The sequence below is a fragment of the Kingella sp. (in: b-proteobacteria) genome (assembly GCF_030527935.1).
GTDB lineage: Bacteria > Pseudomonadota > Gammaproteobacteria > Burkholderiales > Neisseriaceae > Kingella_B.
This window is the reverse complement of record NZ_JAUMZV010000016.1, coordinates 27208-49410: the sequence shown is the minus strand read 5'-3', so window position 1 is coordinate 49410 and position 22203 is coordinate 27208. Positions and strand designations below refer to the sequence as shown.

The following is a 22203-nucleotide window of genomic DNA, read 5'->3' as shown; positions in this document are numbered from 1 at the left end:
TAGGGGAAATTCTAACTTAATGTGAATTTCCTGAGTTATCTAGGACAGCCCCTAATATTTTTTAATAAAGCTCTACTATGCCCTTCTGCTTGGTTAAATAATTTAGCAGACACGGTTATTAATCGAATTTTATCTTCATAGCTGCTGTTTTGATAAAGTGCGGTTTCACGCAGGGGATCAAGAATAACTTTTTTAATTTTAGCAATTTGCTTTACATCGTAGCTATGTGTAAAGGCAATACCTTCATCAGAAGCTAAAAAAGCATTTACAGCTGGCTGAATTTTTGCTGGTAACGGTGCTTTCCCATCCTTTCTGATTTCTTTACCTGTTCTAGCTATTTTATTGATAAATAAATCAATCTCTTTATCCTCAAAAGCCAAGTTAGGTTGATGACTTAATGCCCATCTTTGTGTTGCATGGATTAAATAGGGCGTAGTATCTTTTCTTTGCCCTAAATCATTTTGCATCATGCTAAAAGAATAGCCGCTATTGTCGCGAGGTTCTAGCATAATAATGTTTCCACTACTATCCTTTATTTCTGTGCCCGCAATAACAAGTTGGTATGCTCTTGTTCTTGCTTCGGATGCCGCACCTACGGCAAAATAGGTAATGGCAAATAGCTCATTATCTGAAATTTCATATGATTTTTGTATTGACATAACTATCCTCTCGTTAAGCAAATAAACTCATAAATTAACAACCCCCAATTTTTTTTACAGAAGCTGGCTTATTTTTTCTATCTCTATAAAACATATCAGGCTTCCCCTTTCTTTCTAAATGACTATAATCATTATTATATTTCTTGTAAATAAAATATCGTTTCAATGTATTGTTATTTTTTTTAACAAAAAAATAGTATATGTGTGAATATTTTGGACACACATCAATTAGCGTTCTATATTCATCAGGAGTGCTACATTCTTGAATAAACAGCCTATTTCCTTTAATTACTCCTCTAACTTTTCCTTCATCATAACCTTTTCCTGCTGATGCCCCTCCATTGTAAGTGCCCCATACCTTATGGTCTTTTTGCTTAAAAACATAATTTTCAGCCATATACAAATCGCGTTCACAAAGCAACTCAACAAACCCCCAATGACCCGAAAAATCAGGTATTTTTTCTTTCTGTTTCGCAAATATCTGCGAAGTAAATAGCAAGCCTAATAAACTTGTTGTTATAAACGCTATTTTCTTAACATTCATCATATTTTCATCCAAACCAAATACATTTCAGGCTGCCTAAACAATGCTCTCAGGCAGCCTGAAAATCGGTTTACGAGCGGCGCGCGTTTTTTTGCAACACCAACACTTGCTCTACTTTTTGAGCGGCAGGTTCTGCCACGGGTGCAACAGGGTTGGCAGGTTGTGCGGGCGCGGCGGTGTTGCCCACATCAGGTTCGTTGCCTGCTTGCATTCGTTTGATGTTGTCGCGATGGCGCATAATCACCAGCGCAGCCACCACCGTCAACGACCAGCCCCAGCTGGGGTGATACGGATGTGTCATCACGATAAATGCGGTAAACGGCGCACACGCGGCGGCGATTAAAGCGGCGAGCGAAGATTTTTTGAACTTAAACGCAATCGTTGCCCAAATCAACGCTACCCAAAATGCTGTCCAAAACGACATCGCTAAAATCACGCCAAAGCCTGTTGCCACGCCTTTGCCGCCTTTAAAGCCGAAGAAAATGGGATACATATGCCCCAGCACCACTGCCATCGCCGCCAAGCCCACGGTGTAATCGGGTAAGCCCAGCCAAGTGGTTAAGCAACGCGCCAAGCCAATCGCCAGCAAGCCTTTAAACGCATCGCCCAGCAGGGTAAACGCGGCGGCTTTTTTGTTGCCGCTGCGCAGCACGTTGGTTGCCCCAGGGTTGCCCGAGCCGTAGGTTTTGGGGTCGGGCAAGTTCATTTTTTTGGACACCAAAATGGCGGCTGAAATAGAACCGATTAAATACGCCACTACCGCAATCATCAATGCGAATAAGAACATACAAACACCGCGCCTTTCGTTTACAATAACAAAAATCGTGCATATTTTAACGGAACTTTAAGCAAATGGACAAAATTTTCTTACACGGCATGAAGGCGGATACACTCATTGGCGTGTATGACTGGGAACGCCAGCATAAGCAAACGCTTATCTTGGATTTAGACATTGTTTTGCCCGAAAACAGCCATCAAGACGACAACATTGAACACACCATTCATTATGGCGAAGTGTGCCAGCTTATTCGCCAAGAGCTGGCCGATTGCGATTTCAAATTGCTGGAAAGCCTTGCCGAATTTGTTGCCCAGCTTGTGTTTGAACACTATCCCACGCCGCAGCTGCGTTTGCGCGTGAGCAAGGCGGGCGTGTTGCCCGATGTGCGCGAAGTGGGCATTGAAATTGAACGCCAGCGTGTTTAAGCCGATGAACGGGATGACACACCGCAAAAGCCGTTTAGGCAGCCTGAAACGCCTTGCCAACAAGATTATCCGCTGGGCGCGGATTCGCACACGCCGCGTGATAGGCAGCCTGAAAAACCATTTGCCCGCCAAACCGCCGTTTCCTGTGATGCTGATGCTTCGGCAGTATCGTTTTGTGTGCGCCAAATTGCTGCGCTTGCTGGCGATTAAAGGGCGCACGGCGTGGATATTTTCGCCCGCCTGCCTTGCCTATTTTGTGAACGGCGAGCATCCCGAAAGCCCGAAGCGGCTGGAAGCGATTGAGTGCGTGTTGCGCAAATCGGGCTTGTGGCATTTGTTGCAAAAGATTGAAGCCCCCGAAGTAACCGATATTCAACTCGCGCGGGTGCACACGCGCAAATATTTGAATAACCTAGAAAACCAAATCCCCAGCGATGGCACGGTGAAAATTGAAGAAGACACCTATTTAAGCCGCGACACGCTCGCCGCCGCCCGCCATGCCGCTGGCGCAGCCATTAAAGCGGTGGACATGGTGATGAAAAAGCAAGCCAAAAACGCCTTTTGCGCCATCCGCCCGCCCGGCCATCACGCCCATGCCGATAAGGCCGCAGGTTTTTGTTTTATCAACAATGTTGCCGTTGCCGCCATGCACGCCATCGCCGAATACCGCTTGGCGCGGGTGGCGATTGTGGATTTTGATTTGCACCACGGCGATGGCACGGAAGACATTTTCCGCGACGACCCGCGCGTGATGTTGTTGTCATCGTTTGAGCATCCGCTGTATCCGTTTAGCGGCGTGCCGTTTACGGGCAGCAATCCGAATGTGATTAACTCGCCGCTCAAAGCAGGCGATGGCAGCGATGCGTTTCGCGATGTGGTGCGCGCCCAATGGCTGCCGCGCCTTGCCAGCTTTCGCCCGCAGATGATATTTTTTGCCGCAGGCTTTGATGCCCACCGCAACGACGATTTTGGGCATCTGAACCTAACCGAAGCCGATTATGAATGGATAACCAAAAAAATCATGCTGATTGCCAATCGCCACAGCGAAGGGCGGATTGTTTCGGTGCTAGAAGGCGGCTATAAGCTCACCAGCCTTGCCAAAAGTGCGAAAGCGCATATTGCGTGTTTGGTGAAAGCAAGTCCGTTTATTTAAGGCAGCCTGAAAAATTAAGAAATGCCGTCATTCCCGCGCAGGCGGGAATCTTGCTTAATATTTATAAACTCATGCAAAAACAAATCATTGCGTTAGCTTAACCAAGATTCCCGCCTGCGCGGGAATGACGGAGAATTGACTATTTCTTGTAGTGTTTTAGATTTTGCAAAGGTTTCAGCCTGAGAATGGATGGAAGATATTTTCAGGCTGACTATACCGTGCGCTATGGTTTATAAGGCAGCCTGAAAAAACCATCCGCCAACCCTATTTCAGGCTGCCTAATCCCCCCCCACCAAAAAAACTCTCTTACCATGAACCCCAGCAAATTCCACCGCATCGGCATACTCACCCGCCCCAACACGCCCGACATCGCCCCCGTTATCCACCAACTTATCGCCTTTTTGCACGCGCAACAGCTTGCCATCGTGATAGACAAACCCTGCGCCGACAACGGTTTAGTCAGCGAAGCCGACCAGCAGCTTTGCGCCATCAGCGACAACATCGGGCAAGATTGCGACTTGATTTTGGTGCTTGGCGGTGATGGCACATTTCTTTCCGCCGCCCGCGAAGCCGCACCCTATCGCGTGCCGCTGATTGGTGTAAACCAAGGGCATTTGGGCTTTCTCACCCAAGTGCCGCGCGAAAACATGGTGGCGGAACTGAGCAAAATGCTGGCGGGCGATTATTTGGCGGACGACTGCATCCTGCTGGAAACCACCGTGCAGCGCGGCAGCGAAACGATTTATCACGGTATCGCGCTCAATGATGTGGTGCTGTCGCGCGGAGGCGCAGGGCAAATTATTGAATTTGAAGTGTTTATCAACAACGAATTTGTGTACACCCAGCGCAGCGACGGCTTAATTGTGTCCACGCCCACAGGCTCAACCGCCTACGCGCTGGCGGCGGGCGGCCCGATTCTGCAAACCGCCATCCGCGCCCTGACGCTGGTGCCGATTTGCCCGCAATCCATGACCAACCGCCCGATTGTGATTGGCGATGCCAACGAAATCCGCATCCTGATTACCAAAGCGGGCGACGCGCGCGTGCATTACGATGGGCAATCGTTTGTGGATATTCAAAACATGGATGAAATCATCATCCACCTCTACCACAACGAACTGCGCGTGTTGCACCCGAATAGTTATCAGTATTACAAGACATTGCGGCAAAAATTGCATTGGGGGGAGCAGTTGATTTGAGGGAGCACGCCAAGCAATAGGCAGCCTGAAAACGAGTAAAGCGCGTTTTCAGGCTGCCTTTTTGTTACGCATCGCGCTACCCTGCCCGCCGCGCCAAAAAATCCCGCGCCGCTTCGTCTGCGCCTTCTGTCCGCTCGGCAGCGCGTACCGTTTCATCGCCCGCGCGGCAATCCAGCAAGCCTGCCAGCAGTGATGTTTTCCAAACCGCATCATCGCCGCGCAGCACCGCCGCAATCTCCGCATCAAACGCTTGCTGATGCGGGCGCAAAACCTCTGCCAGCGGCGCAGCAATCAACCAATTGCTGTCTTGCAGCCATGCCAACAGTTCGGGCAGCAGCGGGCGCAGGGTGGGCGCATCGGCGTGCACCAGCGCGACAACGGCGGTTAGGCCAAATTTGTCTTGCGGCGGTTTGATTGGCATTTTCAGGCTGCCTTTTGCCCGTCGTTCCAAAACCGAAGCGGGTACGACCATTCGTTAGACATAAAGTGCGTGCTGTATTGGTTTTGGCAGTCGGGCAGGTATTGCTCGCGCACGGAGTGTCCGTTTACTTGGAGCAAGCCTGCGTAGGAGAGGGCTTGCAGCACTTCTTGGCGGAATTTTTTGTTGCCTGTGCAATGGGGCGCGAGGGTGGTGAGTAGGTCGCTGAGGGTGGGCGGCGGGGTGCGTTGCACGGCGGCGAGAAAGTCGTCTAGCCAGCGGCTTGGGGTGTAGTCGGTTTGGGTGTAGGGCAGGGGCAGGACAAGGCAGACGTAGGGGTGGCAGTCGTGGTAGGCGGAAAAGACTTTGAAGAAGAGTTGCTTGGCGATGGCTTCGGGGGTGAGCGGTTGCGGCCAGCGGGCGATCAGGCGTTCGGCGGTGGCGTGGCGGTAGAAATGGTAGCGGGCGTATTCTTGCACGATGCTGGTGTCGCCGCGCTGGACGGCGGCGGCAAAGCGTTGTTGTAGCTCGGCTTCGTTGGTGTGGGCAAGGGCGTGCAGCACGGCTTGGGCGGCGGCATCGGGGGCGATGGGGGGTTCAGGCTGCCCATGTGGCGAAGCGGAGTGCTTAATATTGACTGCGTGGTTGATGCGGGCGATGGCGGCGGCGAAATCGGCATCGGCGGCGGGCGTTACCCAGCCCATGGCTTCGCGCCCGACTTTGTCGTAGTTCCAATGCAGTCTAAGCAGGGTGTGCAGCCATGCGGGGTCTAGGCGCATTTTCTTTGCCATGTTGGCGATGGTGCGCTTTGCGCCTGTGCTTTGGTTGATTTGGGATAGGGGGAGGGTTTGGGACATTTTGGGGCTTTCTTGGGGATATTGGGAAAAAGGCAGCCTGAAAACGGGTTTAGATGCTGTTTTAGCTTCGCTGAAACTCGCTTCGCTCGTTTTCAGGCTGCCTTTATCCATCAAACCCGCATCGTTACCGCTCAATCAAATTCTCGCCATCCAGCCGATGCAGTCGCGCAAAAATCAAGCCTGAAAACAGGGTAAAGCCGCCGATTGCCAAGAAGGTGCAGCGAAACGCGGTTTGCACATTGCCTGCCAGAGCGGGCAGCGTGGAAAAATAATGCAGCAACGCCGCGCTGATTGCCGTGCCAAAGCCCACTGCAAGCTGTTGATTTACCGACATTAAGCTGGTGCCGCTGGCGGCTTGATAAGGGCGCACATCCGCCAGCGTGATGGTGTTCATGCCTGTGAACTGGATGGAATTGCACGCGCCCAGTAGCAGCAACAGCGGAGTGAGCAGCCAAAGCGGCGTGTGGGCGGTGGGCAGGGCGAGCAGCATAATCATCGCGCCGATGATGGCGGTGTTGCTCATCAGCATTTTGCGGTAGCCAAAGCGCGTTACCAGCGGTTTCACCAGCGATTTGGCGAAAATAGACGCGGCGGCAATCGGGGCTAACGCCCAGCCCGACACGCTTGCGTTGCGCCCAAAGCCCACTTGCAGCAGCAAGGGCAGAATAAACGGCAGCGAACTCATGCCGATGCGCCCCGACAGGTTGCCCAGCAGCCCCAAGCGATAGGTGCGCACTTTGAGCAGATTTTTGTCGTACAAAGGCTCGGCGGTGCGCTTGGCGTGCCACACATAGCCCGCCAGCGCAGCGATGCCCAGCAGCATTAGACCAGCGGCAAGCCATGCTTCATCGGCGCGTTGCAGCGTTTCCACCGCCACGCTCAGCCCCACCGCACCCGCGCCAAATAACAAAAACCCTGCCAAATCAAACTTGCGCGGCGCGGCAACTTGCGCAAAATCGGGCATGATTTTGCGCGTGAGATACGCCGCCGCCAGCCCCACGGGCAGGTTAATCAAAAAAATCCAATGCCAAGAAGCGTATTCCACCAAGTAGCCGCCAACAATCGGGCCAATAATCGGGCCGATGAGCGCGGGCATCACCACATAATTCATCATGTTAATCAACTGGGTTTTGTCGTAGGCGCGCACCATCACAAGGCGCGGCACAGGTGTCATCATCGCGCCGCCAATGCCTTGCACCACGCGGGCGGCAACCAGCAGCGGCAAATTGGTGGCGGCAGCGCACAGGGCCGAGCCGAGCACAAAAATCAGCATCGCGCCAAAAAACACTTGGCGGATGCCGAAACGGTCGCTCAACCAGCCGCTTAACGGCATCAGCAGCGCGAGCGTGAGCGCGTAGGAAACCACGGCGGATTGCATTTGCAGCGGCGATTCGTGCAGGGCGGTTGCCATGGTGGGCAGCGCGGTGTTGAGCACGGTGGCATCCAGCATTTGCATGAAAACGGCGGTGGCAAGGAGCAGGGGGAGAAGACGGTGGGGGATGGGTTGGGTGGTCATGGTGGGGTTTTTTGGGGGATGGGTTCAGGCAGCCTGAAAATGGAAATGGGTGTGGACGAAAATGGGCTTTTGCTTGTGGGATAAGATGTTAGCTTCGTAGAACGGAGTTTCAGGCTGCTTTTAAACATAGCTATTTTTTGCCAGGGCAGGCGTTTCGCCGCCTACCACGAGCAGGGGCAAGCCCCTGCACCCCGTGTAGTGTCAGCCATTCTTGGTATGTTTCAGGCTGCCTTAATCCGCGCCATCGTGTTCGCAACAATGATTTGTGTTAATCATTTAACTAATGTTGTCCGTGTGAAATAGGCAGCCTGAAAATCTAAATACCGCATTTAAAAAACGTTTTAGCTTCGCAGAAACGCACTTCGCTCGTTTTCAGGCTGCCCTAACCCGCCACCCTGTTCACAAAAACAACTCAATCAAATCGTTCAAAAACCGTTGCCCCAGCGCGGTGGGGCGGAAATACAGCGGGTTGCTGTCCAGCAGCCCTTTTTGCTGGGCGGCTTGGATGGCGCGGCTGATTTGGGCGGCGTTGATGCCTGTGCGTTCGGGCAAAAATGCGCTGGGCACGCCGTCCAGCAGGCGCAGGGCGTTCATCATAAATTCGCCTGCTAAATCTTGCGGTGCGATGGGGGCGCGGCGGATGGCGGTTGCAGGCTGCTTTTGCATGGCGGCAAGGTATTCGCTGGGGTGGCGGCTGCGGCTGGTGCGTTCTATGTGGCTGTGGTAGCTGATTTTGCCGTGCGCGCCTGCGCCGATGCCGATGTAGTCGCCAAATTGCCAGTAGTTTAGGTTGTGGCGGGCGCGTTGGCTTGGGGCGGTGGCGAATGCGCTGGTTTCGTATTGGGCGTAGCCTGCGGCGGCTAGGGCGGCGTGTACGGTGTCTTCTATGTCTTGGGCGGTTTCGCTGTCGGGGATGCCTTGCGGCGGGGTGTGCCCGAATGGGGTGTTGGGTTCTAGCGTGAGATGATACGCGCTGATGTGGCTGGTGCCGTGGGCGATGGCGGCTTGGGCATCGGCTTGGGCTTGGGCGAGGGTTTGATGCGGCAGGGCATACATTAAGTCTATGTTTACGCGCTCAAAAATCTGCACGGCATCTTGGATGGCGGCGTGGGCTTCGGCGGTGTTGTGGATGCGCCCGATGCGGGCAAGGTGCGCATCGTTGAAACTTTGCACGCCGATGGATAGGCGGTTGATGCCTGCTGCTTTGAAGCTGTGGAATTTTTCGCGCTCAAAGGTGCTGGGGTTGGCTTCTAGCGTGATTTCGGCGTCGGGCTGGATTTTCACGCGGGCGCGGATGGCGGAGAGCAGCTCGTCAATTGCTTGTGCGCTGAACACGCTGGGCGTGCCACCGCCGATAAAGATGGTTTCTATCGGGCGACCCCAGATGTGCGGCAGCTCGGTTTCTAGGTCGGCAATCAGGGCTTGGATGTAGCTCTGCTCATCCAGTGTGGTTTTGATTTTGTGGGAATTGAAGTCGCAATAGGGGCATTTTTGGATGCACCATGGGATGTGGATGTAGAGCGAGAGCGGGGGCAGGGATGTGAGCGGGGTGGGCTGGAATAGGGGGGTGAGCTGCATGGTGGGATGGGGTTGAGTGTGTTTACAGGGTTTCAGGCTGCCTTTGAGTGGTGAGCATAGGCAGCCTGAAAACGATTATTTGCTGTTCATAAAAAGCAACGACAGCAAGCCGCCCGCAATCAGCGGACCAACAGGAATGCCGTTAAAAAACGTTACTCCAATCACCGTACCCACCAGCAAGCCGATAATCAGATTGGGCTGCGACTGCATCACGCCGATGCCGCGCCCCGCCAGCCACGCCACAAAAATGCCTGTGGGCACGGCGGTGAACAGCTTGATGTCTAGCAATTGGCTGATGGGCGGCAGTTGCACCTTGCCCGATACCAGCGGCGCGAGAATGCCGATGGTTAAAATCAAAATGCCCAAGCTAATCAGCGGGCGGTCGGCTTGCGGCAAATAGCGCGTGAGCACGGTTTGCTGCACCACCAGCAAGATGCTGGATGAAATCCAAATTGCGCCATTTTTGCTGAAATAGCCCAGCGCGATAAACACAATGAGCAGAATGCTAACGGGGTTAAATGTCCAGTTCATAATGCGAAGCCGTTTTCAGGCTGCCTTTGGGGGAAAAGGGGGATTGTAAACCGATGGCGGTATCCCAAAAAGTATGCTGACTTGATTATTGTTGATGGGCAGGCAGCAAGGACTAAGAACCTGTATTCACTGTTTTCATAGGCATCTTTTATGTCCTAAAAACGCGGCTACCGTGTTAAAAATGCTCGCAAGGTGTCCAACCTTGCTGTGCTTTTTGCCTTGTATCCACGTTTTTATGCCATAAAATCTACCTATGCAAATAATGAATACAGGTTCTAAAACTTCTGCAATCTGTTCCTTCCCCCGCTGGCTGGGGAAGGCTAGGATGGAGGTTGTAGGTTAAACAGCCACTCCCGCCAGCGGGAGAGAGAATTACGGCACAACATACTTTTTAAGACACCAACAAACCGATTTGCGGGGCGGGGTTATCGGGATGGCGATAAGGCAGCCTGAAAACCCATTTCGCATAGATAAAACCACTTCACAACCATTCAGGCATTTCAGGCTGCCTAATGCCCCATTTTTCGGGGTAGTCCACGCCCGTGAAATACAAACCGTCCGCCATAAACGTAGGCGGCGCGGTCAAACGGCTTTGCGCGGCAAACATCGCAGCAAACTCGTTCACGCTTAACCGCCCGCAGCCCACATACACCAACGCGCCCACAATATTGCGCACCATGTGATGCAAAAACGCATTGGCGTGAAAATCTATTTTGATTAGGCTGGGGCAGCCTGAAAACGTCAGCGCGTACATCGTTTTCACCGGCGATTTGGCTTGGCACTCGGCGGCGCGGAAGCTGGAAAAATCGTGCTCGCCCAACAGCAGCGCAGCGGCTTGGCGCATGGCGGCAACATCCAGCGGATAATGCGTCCAGCCCGCCCGCCCCACCAGCAACGGCGAGCGCACAGGCGCAGATTGCAGCAGATAGCGATAACGCCGAGCGCAGGCATCAAACCGCGCGTGAAAATCGGGCGCAACGGCTTGGGCGTGCAGCACCGCAATGCCATCGGGCAAATGCGCGTTCACACCGCGTACCCAAGCCGTGAGCGGGCGCGTGGCGTGGCTGTCAAAATGCACCACCTGTGCAGTGGCGTGCACGCCCGTGTCGGTGCGCCCAGCGGCGGTGATGGCAATGGGTTCGCCCGCAATTTGTGCGAGCGCGTGTTCCAGCGCGGTTTGGATGGTGGGGATGCCAGCGGCTTGTTTTTGGAAACCGAAAAATGCGCTGCCGTTGTAGGAAAGGGTAAGGGCGTAGCGGGTCATGGTGGGAATGGGTTACAAAATAATTGGTGTATGCTGGCTTGATGATGGTTGATGGCAAGCAGCATGGGTTAAAAATCCAGCCATCTGTTCCCTCCCCCGCCAGCGGGAGAGGGAACAGCGGTGCAGCGTACTTTATTAAGACACCACCAAATAATTTTCAGGCTGCCTTGGAGGCAGCCTGAAAACAATCACACGGTCAAACGCAAAACATCAAACCCCGCGCAACAACTCATTCACGCTGGTTTTCGCCCGCGTTTTCGCGTCCACTTTTTTCACAATCACCGCGCAATACAAGCTGTGCGAGCCATCTTTGCTGGGCAGGCTGCCCGATACCACCACCGAGCCAGCGGGCACGCGCCCATAGTGGATTTCGCCTGTTTCGCGGTCGTAAATTTTGGTGGATTGCCCGATAAACACGCCCATAGAAATCACGCTGCCTTCTTCCACAACCACGCCTTCCACAATCTCGCTGCGCGCGCCGATAAAGCAGTTGTCTTCAATAATTGTTGGCGCAGCTTGCAACGGCTCTAACACGCCGCCAATGCCCACGCCGCCGCTCAAATGCACGTTTTTGCCGATTTGCGCGCACGAGCCCACGGTAACCCAAGTGTCCACCATCGTGCCTTCGTCCACATACGCGCCAATGTTCACATAAGACGGCATCAGCACCGCATTTTTCGCCACAAAGCTGCCGCGCCGCGCAATCGCCCCTGGCACAGCACGGAAACCCGCAGCCTGAAAATCCGCCTGCGACCAATTAGCAAACTTAGTCGGCACCTTGTCAAAATAACGGTTCACGCCATCGTCCGCCAACTCGTTGTCCGCAATGCGAAACGACAGCAACACCGCCTTTTTCGCCCATTCGTTCACCAACCAATCGCCCACGCCACGGCGTTCTGCCACGCGCAACGAGCCGTTGTCTAGCTGGCGCAAGGTTTCCAACACCGCTTCCTTTACTTCGGGCTGCACATTAGCAGGTGTGATTTCAGCGCGGTTTTCAAAAGCGGTTTCAATAATTTGTTGCAAAGACATGGCTTTATCCTTATAGAAGTTGAGCAAGAAAGGCGCGATTGTAGCGCAAAAACCGTTTTTCAGGCTGCCTAATCCGCCCAATCCCTTTACAATGCCGCCTTTTTTTGGGAAACAACACAATGAAAAAAATCCTTTTTATTTGCTTGGGCAACATCTGCCGCTCGCCGATGGCAGAATATATTTTCCGCGACATGGCAGCCAAGCGTGGCATCCCCGTGCACACCGCCAGCGCAGGCACATCAGGCTGGCACGATGGCGAAGGGATGCACTGCGGCACAGCCGATGTGCTGGATGGATTGGGCATCGCTTCGCGGGATTTTGTCAGCCGCAAAATCAAAAAAAGCGATGTGAACGGCTACGATTATTTAATCGTGATGGACGACAGCAATTTGCGCGATGTGGAAAAACTGTTTGGCAGGCAGCCTGAAAAAATCTTCAAAATCACCGACCTGTTGCCCGCAAGCAGCCGCTACGACCACGTTCCCGACCCGTGGTACACAGGTAATTTCAACGAAACGCGCGATATTCTCACCGCCTGCTGCGATGCGCTGCTCACGCGCTTGCAAGATGGCGCAATGTAGCGAGCGGGGGCAAAACAAATGGTTAGCCTGCGTAATGAAATGTAATTTTCAGGCAGCCTGAAAACGGCTTGCGCTAAAATGCAGCCGCTTTTGGATAACTGGGGCGAGCGTTTTTTGCATCCTTTTCCTGCTAAACCTGCGTTTACAAGCAGACAATGATTACAAACGCAGGTTTTACGATAAAGACGCAGTTCGCCACAATGCCCGCCCTAAGTTATTCAAAGCACCCCAAATTTTCCGAAAGGACGCACGATGAAAAACATCCTATTCGCCTTGCTACTGGGCACGCTGGCTACCACCGCCCACGCAGAACTGATGTATTACGGCGACGACAGCCCAAGAATTGAACTTGACCGCGGCAGAATAGACATTGACCGCAGCGACCGCTACGACCGCCGTTACGACAGATACGACCGTTACAATCGCCGCTACGACCGCGACCGCTACGACCGCCGCTACCGCGACTATGATAATTATCGCCGCCACAATCGCCGTTACAACCGCCGAAATTATGATTACGGCTACGATTACGATAGCAACAACGGCTTCAACATCCGCTACGGCTGGGGCAACGACCGCACCCGCATTGATATGCGCTACGGCAATGACTACCGCAATCGCTATTATGATGACGACTATTACCGTTATCGCGACGGCTGGTAACACGCCCGCATAGGCAGCCTGAAAACAGAAAACACGGCTAATCGCAGGATTGCCGTGTTTTTTTGTGTTTACGATTTAAGCGATACCAAATTGAAACCTTTGCAAAACCCCCAATGACAGCCTGAAACCTAAAATGGAGCGGCGACGGCTCGTTGCCCAATGGTGGATGAAATTAGGATGGCGTTTATCATCAGCCAAAATATTGGCGTGCCATTTTCAGGCTGCCTTTGGGGAATGATTGAGGCAGCCTGAAAACGCCAAATGGTAGGGTGGGCAATTCACTTGCCCGCCAAAACGTTGAAGCTATCCGCCATGGTGGGCAAGCAAGTTGCTCACCCCACACACTGCTGCTAAGGTTTTGCAAAGGTTTTAAATTGGTTTTCAGGCTGCCTATTCCGCTCACCCCATAGGCAGCCTGAAACCCACTAAACCACCCTTGCCCGCAGCAAATCATGCATATTCAACGCCCCCACCAAACGCCCGCCATCTTCGCACACCAACAGCCCGCCAATCCGCTTCTCCTGCATCATCCGCAAAGCCTCGCTCGCCAGCTTATCGGGCGCGATAAACTTCGGCTCGCGCTTCATCACATCATCCACCGTTAGCCCCGCAAACGAATCACGCACTTCAAACAAACGGCGCAAATCCCCATCCGTCAGCACGCCTTTCAGGCAGCCTGAAACGTCCACCACCGCCAGCATCCCCAATCCCTTCTCGCTCATGGTAACAATCGCCGATTTCAACAACGTCTGCTCCGCCACCGCAGGCAATTCATTGCCCGCGTGCATTAAATCCCCCACCGTCAGCAGCAAACGCCGCCCCAAGCTCCCCGCAGGATGGCTCAACGCAAAATCTTCCGAAGTAAACCGCCGCGCTTTGAGTAACACAATCGCCAACGCATCGCCCAACGCCAACACCGCCGTGGTGCTGGATGTGGGCGCAAGGTTAAGCGGGCAAGCCTCGTGCGACACCGCCGCGCGAATATGAATATCCGCAAACCGCGCCAAGCTAGATTGCGCGTTAGACGACACGCCAATCAACACCGTATCCTTGCGCTTTAACGCAGGCAAAATCGCCAAAATCTCATCGCTCTCCCCTGAATTAGACAACGCCACCACCACATCGCCATCCACAATCATCCCCAAATCGCCATGCGCCGCCTCCGCAGGATGCACGAAAAACGCAGGCGTACCCGTGGAAGCCAGCGTTGCCGCCATCTTGCGCCCAATATGCCCCGATTTGCCCATGCCCGTAACAATCACCCGCCCACGGCAAGCCAACATCGCCTGAGCCGCGTGCACAAAATCTGCGCCCAACGCCGCCGACACTTCGCCAATCGCCGCCGCCTCGCTTGCCAAGGCATCACGCGCCCATAAAAGATATTGATGAACCATTGCCACCTCTATTTATAAAACAAATTTAACAGTTATAAAACAAATTTAACAGCATAGCTTTGCTTTGCTGCGTTGTCTCATCCCATTTGATATTTAATATTATTTGCAATAAACCATTTTGCCGTTCCAAATGAGAATTATTTGACTAAAAACAAGATTTTATCACAACAGTTTGGCAAAACTTCGCCCGCAAAAAAGCAAAAATAAAACAAGCATATAGCGCGGTTTAGAGTCGGTGCCTAAAAAATAATATTGTATGAATATTCAGGCTGGATGATAATAACGAAATCACACAAAACTGTGATTTTCCTATGATTTTGGAGATAGGAAACCGTTTAACTTACCCATGCTATAAAAGGATAAAACCATGACACTCGTGTATTGGACACAAGACCTTAACACAGGCTTTGCCGATGTGGATGAACAACATCAAATTCTTGTTGACCACTTTAACAAACTAGACGACGCATTCAAATCCGCCGACTACGAAGCCACCAAAAAAGAACTGCAAGATTTGATTGATTACACCATCTATCACTTTGGCGAAGAAGAAAAAATGCTGGAACAAGCCAACTACCGTATGACCGAGCCACACAAAAAAGTACACGCTAACTTTGTTAAAAAAATGGGCGAATTGCAAGGCCGCTTTGAAAACGGCGACATCACCGCCTTGCAAGAAGTGTTGGATATGTGCGATGGCTGGCTGTTCCGCCACATCCGCTTAAACGACCACGGCTACATCGCCGATGTAAAAGCCGCTGGCGTGCGCTAAACCAGCCACAAAAAGCGTTTTGCAAACCGATTGCGAAACGCTTTTTTGTTTGGGTGATGATGTTGGTGATTATGAGATTACCGTTTTCAGGCTGCCTATTGCGCCCACCATTAGGCAGCCTGAAAACCGTTTCGGCAGAACCCACCCCCCCAAGCCAATAAACCGCCCCTACCCAAATTGTAAAAAAACCTTTACGATTGCCCCTTTTCACGCCACAGCAAAGGAAAACAGCATGACCACCATCAAACAAGTCAAACAACTCGGGCAACAAATCTGGCTAGACAACCTATCGCGCAGCTTGGTGCAAAGCGGCGAGCTGGGGCAATTTCTTGCTGACGGCGTGTGCGGCGTAACGTCCAATCCCGCCATTTTCCAAAAAGCCTTTTCATGCGACGCGCTCTACACGCCCGAAATCGCCGCCTTGAAACAGCAAAACCAAAGCCCCCAAGCCATCTACGAAACCCTTGCTATCGCCGATGTGCAAGCCGCGTGCGATGTGTGCCGCGCCGAATACGACAGCTCAAACGGCAAAACAGGCTTTGTGAGCCTAGAAGTTTCCCCCGAGCTGTCGCACGATGTTGCCCGCACCATCGCCGAAGCGCAACGCCTGTGGGCAGCCATCAACCGCCCCAACGCCATGATAAAAATCCCCGCCACCGATGCAGGTTTGGAAGCACTCACCGCCCTTGTCGCCAGCGGCATCAACGTCAATCTCACGCTATTATTCTCGCGGAAACAAACACTTAAATCCTACGCTGCCTACACCGCAGGCTTAACCCAACTCGCAGCCAACGGCGGCAACCTTGCGCAAATTCAAGTGGTCGCCAGCTTCTTTATCTCGCGCATTGACAACGCACTGGACGGCACGCTGCCCGAACACCTGCGCGGCAAAATCGCCATCGCCCTAGCCAAAGCCGCCTATCAAGATTGGTACGACTACTTCGCCAGCCCCCAATTTGCCGCCCTTGCCGCGCAAGGCGCACACCGCGCGTCGCTGTTGTGGGCATCCACAGGCGTGAAAAACCCCGACTACCCCGCCACGCTGTATGTGGACGCGCTGATTGGCGAACACACCATAAACACCGTGCCCGATGCCACGCTCAAAGCCTTTATCGCCACAGGCACAGCCGCGCGCACCCTGCCCGAAAACATCCCCGCCGCGCTCGCCCAGCTTGCCGAAGCCGAAAAACTGGGCATAGATTTAGAAACCTTGGCAACGCGCCTGCAAAACGACGGTTTGAAGCAGTTTGAAGAAGCCTTTGCCAAGCTGCTCGCGCCATTGGCAGCCTGAAAAGGTATGAGCGTGGTTTCGCCGTTTTCAGGCTGCATCAGCATCCCAAAGGCAGCCTGAAAAAGCATAGATGATGGCGTTTGACCATTTTCATGGCGTTGCGCCGCCATACCCACGCTTTGAGTGCGCAGGTTGAAATACCCTTTTCAGGCTGCCCAACCATTGCAAAGGCAGCCTGAAACGTTTGCGAAATCTAAAATAAAACAAGCGATGTAGGGTGTGCAGCTTGCTGCGCACGCGGTTGGCAGAAACGCAGTTCAGCGCAGCCAAAACAAACAAAGCAAAAACCGTAGCCAAAACCATTTTCAGGCTGAAAACTTTGCAAAACCCAAAACGCAACAAGAAATAGTCAATTTTCCGTCATTCCCGCGTAGGCGGGAATCTTGGTTAAATTTATACAATGGTTTGTTTTTTCGTAGATTCTTGAATATCAAACAAGATTCCCGCCTACGCGGGAATGACGGCATTTCTTACTTTCAGGCTGCTGTTAGGGTTTTGCAAAGGTTTCAGGCTGCCCTAACTCCACCCATTCCCAAGGAAACCACCATGCAAAAAGTCATCGCTATTGACGGCCCATCCGCATCAGGCAAAGGCACCATCGCCGCCCGCGTTGCCGCCGCGCTGGGCTGGGCATACCTTGATTCAGGCGCACTCTACCGCCTAACCGCCTTGCACGCGCAAAATCAACACGCCGATTGGGCAGACGAAGCCGCCGTCGCCGCGCTTGCCGCCCAACTGCCCGCCGAATTTCGTGGTCAAACCGTGCTGCTCAACGGACAAGACGTAAGCCAAGCCATCCGCAGCGAACGCATCGGCATGGGCGCGTCTGCCGTTGCCAAACTGCCCGCCGTTCGCGCCGCGCTGTTGCAACGCCAACGCAGCTTTTTAACCGCGCAAGGCTTGGTAGCAGACGGGCGCGACATGGGTTCAACCGTGTTCCCCGAGGCCGCGCTCAAAATTTTCCTGACCGCCAGCGCGCAAATCCGCGCCGAACGCCGCGCCAAACAAATCGGTGTAGCGGTAAACAGCCCCGCATTCGCGCAAATTCTCGCCGATATTGAAGCCCGCGACGAAGCTGACCGCAACCGCGCCGCCGCCCCCTTGCAGCAACTGTCCGATGCCAAGCTGCTGGACACATCCCACCGCAGCATAGAAGACACCGTGCAGCAAGTGCTGGATTGGTATCACGCTAGCCAAAAGGCAGCCTGAAACGCAGTAAACACCTTATCGCCCAAAATAACAGCAAGCCTTTTAACCGCGCTAAACTGCGTTTCAGGCTGCCTAATTCAACCATCCAAAGGCAGCCTGAAACACGCGCTTCAACATTCCCCAGCATAAAAAACACACCCCACCTGCGCAAAAAGCACACCCCCATTTTCAGGATGCCCACTTGCTCCCAATAAATCTCCATCACCAAAAAACACACAAAAAAACAGCCTTCTACCCTACACAAAAACCAAAAAGCGCGTATAATGCGCCGTTTTCCTTTTCCAGCGCAGCCCCGTTTAGGCAGCCTGAAACCACCTTGTTTATGAGCCAAGGGCATAAGCAAATCAACCAACCCAACCCCGCACACCTTGGCGGTGCATTGAAAGCAAAACCAAACATGGAAAATTTTGCCCAGTTATTGGAAGAGTACTCTAACACCCAAGAAATGAACTATGGCGAAGTGATTACCGCCGAAGTAGTGGACATCACCGACAAATTCGTCATCGTGAACGCAGGCTTAAAATCAGAATCGCTGATTGACATCGCCGAGTTCAAAAACCCCTTGGGCGAACTGGAAGTTAAAGTAGGCGATTTCGTAACCGTAACCATTGAATCCGTAGAAAACGGCTTTGGCGAAACCAAACTCTCACGCGAAAAAGCCAAACGTGCAGCCGATTGGATTACCTTGGAAGAAGCCATGGAAGACGGCGAAATCCTATCAGGCGTTATCAACGGCAAAGTAAAAGGCGGCTTGACCGTGATGGTTAACAGCATCCGCGCCTTCTTACCGGGTTCTTTGTTGGACGTACGCCCCATCAAAGACACTTCACAATTTGAAGGCAAAGAAGTTGAGTTCAAAGTCATCAAATTGGACCGCAAACGCAACAACGTAGTCGTATCCCGCCGCGCCGTGCTAGAAGCCACTTTGGGCGAAGAACGCAAAGCTCTGATGGAAACCTTGCAAGAAGGCACCATCGTAAAAGGCATCGTGAAAAACATCACCGACTACGGCGCATTCGTAGATTTGGGCGGCATCGACGGCTTGCTGCACATCACCGACCTAGCATGGCGACGTGTGAAACACCCAAGCGAAGTGCTGGAAGTGGGCAAAGAAGTAGAAGCCAAAGTATTGCGCTTTGACCAAGACAAACAACGCGTTTCCTTGGGCTTGAAACAACTGGGCGAAGACCCTTGGGAAGGCTTAGCTCGTCGCTATCCACAAGGCTCACGCCTGTTCGGCAAAGTGTCTAACCTAACCGATTACGGCGCATTTGTAGAAATTGAACAAGGCATCGAAGGTTTGGTTCACGTTTCCGAAATGGATTGGACCAACAAAAACGTACACCCAAGCAAAGTCGTGCAACTGGGCGACGAAGTGGAAGTGATGATTTTGGACATCGATGAAGACAAACGCCGCATCAGCTTGGGCATGAAACAATGTCAAGCGAACCCATGGTTAGAATTTGAAGCCAACTACAACAAAGGCGACAAACTCAAAGGCGCGGTTAAATCCATCACCGATTTTGGCGTGTTTGTGGGCTTACCAGGTAACATTGACGGCTTGGTGCACTTGTCTGATTTGTCTTGGACTGAATCAGGCGAAGAAGCGGTTCGCAAATACAAAAAAGGCGAAGAAGTGGAAACCGTTGTGTTGGCGATTGATGTTGAAAAAGAACGCATTTCTTTGGGCATCAAACAGCTTGAAGGCGACCCATTCAACAACTTCTTGTCTGTAAACGACAAAGGTGCGTTGGTGAAAGGAACAGTGAAATCTGTTGAAGCCAAAGGCGCAGTGGTTGCCTTGGCAGACGAAGTGGAAGCCTACTTGCCTGCATCCGAATTTGCTGTCGACCGCGTGGAAGACTTGACCACCAAGCTGAACGAAGGCGACGAAGTAGAAGCCATCATCTTGTCGGTTGACCGCAAAAACCGCAGCATTAAATTGTCTATCAAAGCCAAAGACCGCAAAGAAGACCAAGATGCGTTGAAATCCATCAACGCCGCCAGCGCAGTCAATGCAGGCACAACCAGCTTGGGCGATTTGCTTAAAGCATCTTTGAACAAAAGCTAAATAAGGTAAAACACAATGACCAAATCAGAGTTAATGGCTCGCTTGGCTGAATTGTTTATTGAAAACAACGAAGGCACGGAGCTACAAGCCAAAGACATTGAATACGGCGTAAAAGTTTTGGTGGACACCATGACTCGCTCGCTTGCAAAAGGTCAGCGTATTGAAATTCGCGGGTTTGGTAGTTTTGACTTGAACTACCGCCCGCCCCGCGTTGGACGCAATCCGAAAACAGGCGAACGAGTGGAAGTGCCCGCCAAGCGCGTGCCCCACTTTAAACCAGGTAAGGAATTGCGCGAACGCGTGGACCAAGCCTTCGCAGCTTGATACGTTTATTGGTTTGCTTATGATGAAGAAACCGTATCTTTTGGGATACGGTTTTTTTGTTGGGCGGCGATGATAGGCAGCCTGAAACCTAAAATGGAGTGTCGGCTCACCGCCTTGTATAAAACTTAATTGAAACGACTATAAACATCGCATGACTGATTTGCCAAAATGTCGGCGAGCCGCCGATGCTCCATCGGTTACAGGTTTTGCAAAGGTTTCAGGCTGCCTTAATCGCCTGACGAGACATAAAAGGCAGCCTGAAAACCCATCCATCCAACAAAAAACCATTTGGCGAAACAGCAAACGGTTTTGTTTTCAGGCTGCCTTATCATGGCGACAACGCTAAATATTCGCCGTGAGCCGATTTCTTAACCAGCGCACCGTTTCGGCAATCTCGCCCGCCAGCAAGCCAATGGGTCCGACTTGCATATACGCCAAAATCTCCGATGCCGCGCCGTGCAGCCAAACTGCTGCCGATACGGCTTCTTCCGCCGCAATGCCTTGCGCCAGCAAGCTGCCCACAATGCCCGATAGCACATCGCCGCTGCCTGCGGTTGCCAAGCCTGCGTTGCCTGTTTTGTTAATGTGCAAAAAGCCACGCGCCGATGAAATCACGGTTTCATGCCCTTTTAAAATGCACCACGCGCGATAGCGGTTGGCGATTTCACGCGCCGCCCATGCGCGGTTGCTTTGCACTTGGCTGGGGCTGACATCCAGCAAATGCGCGGCTTCACCAGGGTGGGGCGTGAGCACCAAATCGGTGTGCCGCGCGGGCGGGAACAATTTGGGATGGTTCACCAGCAAATGTAGCGCGTCCGCGTCTAGGATAAGCTGCGGATGGCTGCTGTTCCAGATGGCGTGCAAGGCGCGGGCGGCGGATTCGTTTTGCCCCAAGCCGCAGCCAATCACCCATGTGTTGATGTGGTCGCGCTGAACCGTTCGCGCGGCAGAATCTAGTATTAATTCGGGATGATAGGCATAAGCCGCGCTGGGCGGCGTGGCTTGGTTGAAGCCGATGAACACTTTGCCGCAGCCCGTTTGCAAGGCGGCAATGCCTGCCAACAATGCCGCGCCTGCCATGCCATCGCCGCCGCCAATCACGCCCACCGTGCCAAACGTGCCTTTGTGGCTGTTGTTGGGGCGGGGGCGGAGCAAGCTGGGGAAATGTTGTTGCGCGTGGGCGCGATAGGGGGCGATGTTGGGCGGGGCAATGTGGAACATAATCAATCCTTGTTGAATAAAGGGTTTCAGGCAGCCTGAAACGCTGTTGGGCGAGCCGTAATACGCATTTCAGGCTGCCTATTGCATCTCATAGGCAGCCTAAAAATCATTTTCCGTATTCGCGTTTCGCCAAGCGTCCTTGTTTGCGCACCTGCGCGCGCAATTCTTCATCGCTGTTGCGCGCTTTGGTGTCCAAGCAAAACGCATCGTATAACACGCGGCGCACGTGGTCGGTGGCGTTGCGCTTGCCGCCCAGCGTAACCCATTGCGAATGGCGCGGCTCAATCCAGCGGTGGTTGACCAAATCGGCATAGCCATAAGTTTTCAGCTTAGAGCCTTCCGAATCCAGCAGTTTCGTGCCCGTAACGCACAGCAGCCCTTCGGCGGTGATGTTGTCGTAGCCCGCTTCGGAGCGATTGTTGAACACATAACGCACGCTGCCATCCTGCGCCTGCGTGATGCTGCTCAACAAAATGCGCGGGCTGCCTTTGTACATATTATCAATATACAGCTCAAACCAATCGCCTTCGTTGGGATTGGGCACGGCAGGCATCGGCACGTCCACTTCGCTGAACTCTTTGTTGTATTCGGTAATATTTTGCATAAAGATTTGTTGCCGCCTATCCAAATGGTCAGCCCCATCCGCCAAGGCAGCCTGAAAACCGCCGCACAACAATGCCGCAAGCCAAATTCTTTTCATCGTTTGCATCCTTTCTATGCTTT

26 protein-coding genes are annotated in these 22203 nt (G+C 52.8%); 12 read left to right on the top strand and 14 right to left on the bottom strand.

Annotation, left to right across the window (positions count from 1 at the left end):
* Positions 1-35: 35 nt before the first annotated feature.
* The 3 genes from Q4A85_RS06735 to plsY are packed head-to-tail and all read right to left on the bottom strand — an operon-like array spanning position 36 to position 1990.
* Positions 36-659 carry a hypothetical protein gene (locus Q4A85_RS06735; protein WP_303108797.1) on the bottom strand — a complete coding sequence of 208 codons (624 nt, stop codon included), beginning with the start codon at positions 657-659 and terminating at the stop codon, positions 36-38.
* Between the two features lie 34 nt (positions 660-693).
* On the bottom strand, positions 694-1218 hold the full coding sequence (locus Q4A85_RS06730; protein WP_303108795.1) for a hypothetical protein: 525 nt from the start codon (positions 1216-1218) through the stop codon (positions 694-696).
* A gap of 55 nt (positions 1219-1273) precedes the next feature.
* Positions 1274-1990: a glycerol-3-phosphate 1-O-acyltransferase PlsY gene (gene plsY, locus Q4A85_RS06725; protein ID WP_303108793.1), complete on the bottom strand. Its 717-nt coding sequence runs from the start codon at positions 1988-1990 to the stop codon at positions 1274-1276.
* 65 nt (positions 1991-2055) lie between these two features.
* Here plsY and folB point away from each other — a divergent pair, with 65 nt between their 5' ends.
* From folB to Q4A85_RS06710, 3 genes are all read left to right on the top strand, one after another.
* Positions 2056-2406 (top strand): dihydroneopterin aldolase, encoded by a 351-nt coding sequence (gene folB, locus Q4A85_RS06720; protein WP_303108791.1) that lies wholly within the window; start codon positions 2056-2058, stop codon positions 2404-2406.
* A 13-nt stretch (positions 2407-2419) separates the two neighbouring features.
* Positions 2420-3559, top strand: coding sequence for a histone deacetylase family protein (locus tag Q4A85_RS06715; protein ID WP_368500194.1), 1140 nt, complete (start codon positions 2420-2422; stop codon positions 3557-3559).
* A 311-nt stretch (positions 3560-3870) separates the two neighbouring features.
* Positions 3871-4758: an NAD(+)/NADH kinase gene (locus tag Q4A85_RS06710; protein WP_303108790.1), complete on the top strand. Its 888-nt coding sequence runs from the start codon at positions 3871-3873 to the stop codon at positions 4756-4758.
* Between the two features lie 76 nt (positions 4759-4834).
* On the opposite strand, the gene Q4A85_RS06705 is transcribed toward Q4A85_RS06710, so the two are convergent.
* Together Q4A85_RS06705 and Q4A85_RS06700 are read right to left on the bottom strand one after the other, a co-directional pair.
* Positions 4835-5179: a DUF5071 domain-containing protein gene (locus tag Q4A85_RS06705; protein WP_303108788.1), complete on the bottom strand. Its 345-nt coding sequence runs from the start codon at positions 5177-5179 to the stop codon at positions 4835-4837.
* 2 nt (positions 5180-5181) lie between these two features.
* Complete coding sequence (locus Q4A85_RS06700; protein WP_303108786.1) at positions 5182-6033, bottom strand: hypothetical protein; 852 nt, start codon at positions 6031-6033, stop codon at positions 5182-5184.
* Position 6034: 1 nt separating this feature from the next.
* Here Q4A85_RS06700 and Q4A85_RS06695 point away from each other — a divergent pair, with 1 nt between their 5' ends.
* Complete coding sequence (locus tag Q4A85_RS06695) at positions 6035-6217, top strand: hypothetical protein (protein WP_303108784.1); 183 nt, start codon at positions 6035-6037, stop codon at positions 6215-6217.
* Here Q4A85_RS06695 and Q4A85_RS06690 read toward each other — a convergent pair.
* The 5 genes from Q4A85_RS06690 to dapD form a co-directional block, all read right to left on the bottom strand.
* Complete coding sequence (locus tag Q4A85_RS06690) at positions 6158-7549, bottom strand: MFS transporter (RefSeq protein WP_303108783.1); 1392 nt, start codon at positions 7547-7549, stop codon at positions 6158-6160. The genes Q4A85_RS06695 and Q4A85_RS06690 overlap by 60 nt on opposite strands.
* Positions 7550-7948: 399 nt before the next feature.
* A complete protein-coding gene (gene hemW / locus Q4A85_RS06685; protein WP_303108781.1) occupies positions 7949-9127 on the bottom strand; it encodes a radical SAM family heme chaperone HemW in 1179 nt (392 codons plus the stop codon).
* Positions 9128-9202: 75 nt separating this feature from the next.
* On the bottom strand, positions 9203-9658 hold the full coding sequence (locus Q4A85_RS06680; protein ID WP_303108780.1) for a DUF441 domain-containing protein: 456 nt from the start codon (positions 9656-9658) through the stop codon (positions 9203-9205).
* Positions 9659-10139: 481 nt separating this feature from the next.
* Positions 10140-10922, bottom strand: coding sequence for a tRNA pseudouridine(38-40) synthase TruA (gene truA, locus Q4A85_RS06675; protein ID WP_303108778.1), 783 nt, complete (start codon positions 10920-10922; stop codon positions 10140-10142).
* A 210-nt stretch (positions 10923-11132) separates the two neighbouring features.
* Positions 11133-11954 (bottom strand): 2,3,4,5-tetrahydropyridine-2,6-dicarboxylate N-succinyltransferase, encoded by an 822-nt coding sequence (dapD, locus tag Q4A85_RS06670; RefSeq protein WP_303108776.1) that lies wholly within the window; start codon positions 11952-11954, stop codon positions 11133-11135.
* Between the two features lie 119 nt (positions 11955-12073).
* On the opposite strand from dapD, the gene Q4A85_RS06665 reads away from it, so the two are divergent.
* Positions 12074-12535: a low molecular weight protein-tyrosine-phosphatase gene (locus Q4A85_RS06665; RefSeq protein ID WP_303108775.1), complete on the top strand. Its 462-nt coding sequence runs from the start codon at positions 12074-12076 to the stop codon at positions 12533-12535.
* A gap of 252 nt (positions 12536-12787) precedes the next feature.
* Positions 12788-13198, top strand: coding sequence for a hypothetical protein (locus tag Q4A85_RS06660; RefSeq protein WP_303108773.1), 411 nt, complete (start codon positions 12788-12790; stop codon positions 13196-13198).
* Positions 13199-13623: 425 nt separating this feature from the next.
* On the opposite strand, the gene Q4A85_RS06655 is transcribed toward Q4A85_RS06660, so the two are convergent.
* Positions 13624-14592: an SIS domain-containing protein gene (locus Q4A85_RS06655; RefSeq protein WP_303108771.1), complete on the bottom strand. Its 969-nt coding sequence runs from the start codon at positions 14590-14592 to the stop codon at positions 13624-13626.
* A gap of 367 nt (positions 14593-14959) precedes the next feature.
* On the opposite strand from Q4A85_RS06655, the gene Q4A85_RS06650 reads away from it, so the two are divergent.
* The 3 genes from Q4A85_RS06650 to cmk all read left to right on the top strand — a co-directional run bounded on the left by Q4A85_RS06650 (position 14960) and on the right by cmk (position 17864).
* Positions 14960-15364, top strand: coding sequence for a bacteriohemerythrin (locus Q4A85_RS06650; protein WP_303108769.1), 405 nt, complete (start codon positions 14960-14962; stop codon positions 15362-15364).
* Positions 15365-15596: 232 nt separating this feature from the next.
* Positions 15597-16655: a transaldolase gene (tal, locus tag Q4A85_RS06645; RefSeq protein ID WP_303108767.1), complete on the top strand. Its 1059-nt coding sequence runs from the start codon at positions 15597-15599 to the stop codon at positions 16653-16655.
* Positions 16656-17201: 546 nt separating this feature from the next.
* On the top strand, positions 17202-17864 hold the full coding sequence (cmk, locus tag Q4A85_RS06640) for a (d)CMP kinase (protein WP_303108805.1): 663 nt from the start codon (positions 17202-17204) through the stop codon (positions 17862-17864).
* On the opposite strand, the gene Q4A85_RS06635 is transcribed toward cmk, so the two are convergent.
* On the bottom strand, positions 17845-18081 hold the full coding sequence (locus tag Q4A85_RS06635) for a hypothetical protein (RefSeq protein WP_303108766.1): 237 nt from the start codon (positions 18079-18081) through the stop codon (positions 17845-17847). The two genes, cmk and Q4A85_RS06635, sit on opposite strands and share 20 nt — an antisense overlap.
* 180 nt (positions 18082-18261) lie before the next feature.
* Between Q4A85_RS06635 and rpsA the strand changes: the two genes are divergently transcribed.
* From rpsA to Q4A85_RS06620, 3 genes are all read left to right on the top strand, one after another.
* Positions 18262-19935 carry a 30S ribosomal protein S1 gene (gene rpsA / locus Q4A85_RS06630; RefSeq protein WP_303108803.1) on the top strand — a complete coding sequence of 558 codons (1674 nt, stop codon included), beginning with the start codon at positions 18262-18264 and terminating at the stop codon, positions 19933-19935.
* Between the two features lie 15 nt (positions 19936-19950).
* A complete protein-coding gene (locus tag Q4A85_RS06625; protein WP_003797524.1) occupies positions 19951-20259 on the top strand; it encodes an integration host factor subunit beta in 309 nt (102 codons plus the stop codon).
* A gap of 151 nt (positions 20260-20410) precedes the next feature.
* The gene (locus tag Q4A85_RS06620; protein ID WP_303108763.1) at positions 20411-20605 is read left to right on the top strand and encodes a hypothetical protein; all 195 of its coding nucleotides are present in this window, start codon (positions 20411-20413) and stop codon (positions 20603-20605) included.
* Here the strand turns inward: Q4A85_RS06620 and Q4A85_RS06615 are convergent.
* Together Q4A85_RS06615 and Q4A85_RS06610 are read right to left on the bottom strand one after the other, a co-directional pair.
* Complete coding sequence (locus Q4A85_RS06615) at positions 20602-21480, bottom strand: NAD(P)H-hydrate dehydratase (protein ID WP_303108761.1); 879 nt, start codon at positions 21478-21480, stop codon at positions 20602-20604. The two genes, Q4A85_RS06620 and Q4A85_RS06615, sit on opposite strands and share 4 nt — an antisense overlap.
* 106 nt (positions 21481-21586) lie before the next feature.
* The gene (locus Q4A85_RS06610) at positions 21587-22180 is read right to left on the bottom strand and encodes a CNP1-like family protein (protein ID WP_303108759.1); all 594 of its coding nucleotides are present in this window, start codon (positions 22178-22180) and stop codon (positions 21587-21589) included.
* Positions 22181-22203 lie beyond the last annotated feature (23 nt).

What these genes read in the sequence shown, in the direction of transcription:
- Q4A85_RS06735 (WP_303108797.1), bottom strand. Translation starts at nt 659, where the DNA reads ATGTCAATACAAAAATCATATGAAATTTCAGATAATGAGCTATTTGCC.
- plsY (WP_303108793.1), bottom strand. Translation starts at nt 1,990, where the DNA reads ATGTTCTTATTCGCATTGATGATTGCGGTAGTGGCGTATTTAATCGGT.
- folB (WP_303108791.1), top strand. Translation starts at nt 2,056, where the DNA reads ATGGACAAAATTTTCTTACACGGCATGAAGGCGGATACACTCATTGGC.
- Q4A85_RS06715 (WP_368500194.1), top strand. Translation starts at nt 2,420, where the DNA reads ATGACACACCGCAAAAGCCGTTTAGGCAGCCTGAAACGCCTTGCCAAC.
- Q4A85_RS06710 (WP_303108790.1), top strand. Translation starts at nt 3,871, where the DNA reads ATGAACCCCAGCAAATTCCACCGCATCGGCATACTCACCCGCCCCAAC.
- Q4A85_RS06705 (WP_303108788.1), bottom strand. Translation starts at nt 5,179, where the DNA reads ATGCCAATCAAACCGCCGCAAGACAAATTTGGCCTAACCGCCGTTGTC.
- Q4A85_RS06700 (WP_303108786.1), bottom strand. Translation starts at nt 6,033, where the DNA reads ATGTCCCAAACCCTCCCCCTATCCCAAATCAACCAAAGCACAGGCGCA.
- Q4A85_RS06690 (WP_303108783.1), bottom strand. Translation starts at nt 7,549, where the DNA reads ATGACCACCCAACCCATCCCCCACCGTCTTCTCCCCCTGCTCCTTGCC.
- hemW (WP_303108781.1), bottom strand. Translation starts at nt 9,127, where the DNA reads ATGCAGCTCACCCCCCTATTCCAGCCCACCCCGCTCACATCCCTGCCC.
- Q4A85_RS06680 (WP_303108780.1), bottom strand. Translation starts at nt 9,658, where the DNA reads ATGAACTGGACATTTAACCCCGTTAGCATTCTGCTCATTGTGTTTATC.
- truA (WP_303108778.1), bottom strand. Translation starts at nt 10,922, where the DNA reads ATGACCCGCTACGCCCTTACCCTTTCCTACAACGGCAGCGCATTTTTC.
- dapD (WP_303108776.1), bottom strand. Translation starts at nt 11,954, where the DNA reads ATGTCTTTGCAACAAATTATTGAAACCGCTTTTGAAAACCGCGCTGAA.
- Q4A85_RS06665 (WP_303108775.1), top strand. Translation starts at nt 12,074, where the DNA reads ATGAAAAAAATCCTTTTTATTTGCTTGGGCAACATCTGCCGCTCGCCG.
- Q4A85_RS06660 (WP_303108773.1), top strand. Translation starts at nt 12,788, where the DNA reads ATGAAAAACATCCTATTCGCCTTGCTACTGGGCACGCTGGCTACCACC.
- Q4A85_RS06655 (WP_303108771.1), bottom strand. Translation starts at nt 14,592, where the DNA reads ATGGTTCATCAATATCTTTTATGGGCGCGTGATGCCTTGGCAAGCGAG.
- Q4A85_RS06650 (WP_303108769.1), top strand. Translation starts at nt 14,960, where the DNA reads ATGACACTCGTGTATTGGACACAAGACCTTAACACAGGCTTTGCCGAT.
- tal (WP_303108767.1), top strand. Translation starts at nt 15,597, where the DNA reads ATGACCACCATCAAACAAGTCAAACAACTCGGGCAACAAATCTGGCTA.
- cmk (WP_303108805.1), top strand. Translation starts at nt 17,202, where the DNA reads ATGCAAAAAGTCATCGCTATTGACGGCCCATCCGCATCAGGCAAAGGC.
- rpsA (WP_303108803.1), top strand. Translation starts at nt 18,262, where the DNA reads ATGGAAAATTTTGCCCAGTTATTGGAAGAGTACTCTAACACCCAAGAA.
- Q4A85_RS06625 (WP_003797524.1), top strand. Translation starts at nt 19,951, where the DNA reads ATGACCAAATCAGAGTTAATGGCTCGCTTGGCTGAATTGTTTATTGAA.
- Q4A85_RS06620 (WP_303108763.1), top strand. Translation starts at nt 20,411, where the DNA reads ATGACTGATTTGCCAAAATGTCGGCGAGCCGCCGATGCTCCATCGGTT.
- Q4A85_RS06615 (WP_303108761.1), bottom strand. Translation starts at nt 21,480, where the DNA reads ATGTTCCACATTGCCCCGCCCAACATCGCCCCCTATCGCGCCCACGCG.
- Q4A85_RS06610 (WP_303108759.1), bottom strand. Translation starts at nt 22,180, where the DNA reads ATGAAAAGAATTTGGCTTGCGGCATTGTTGTGCGGCGGTTTTCAGGCT.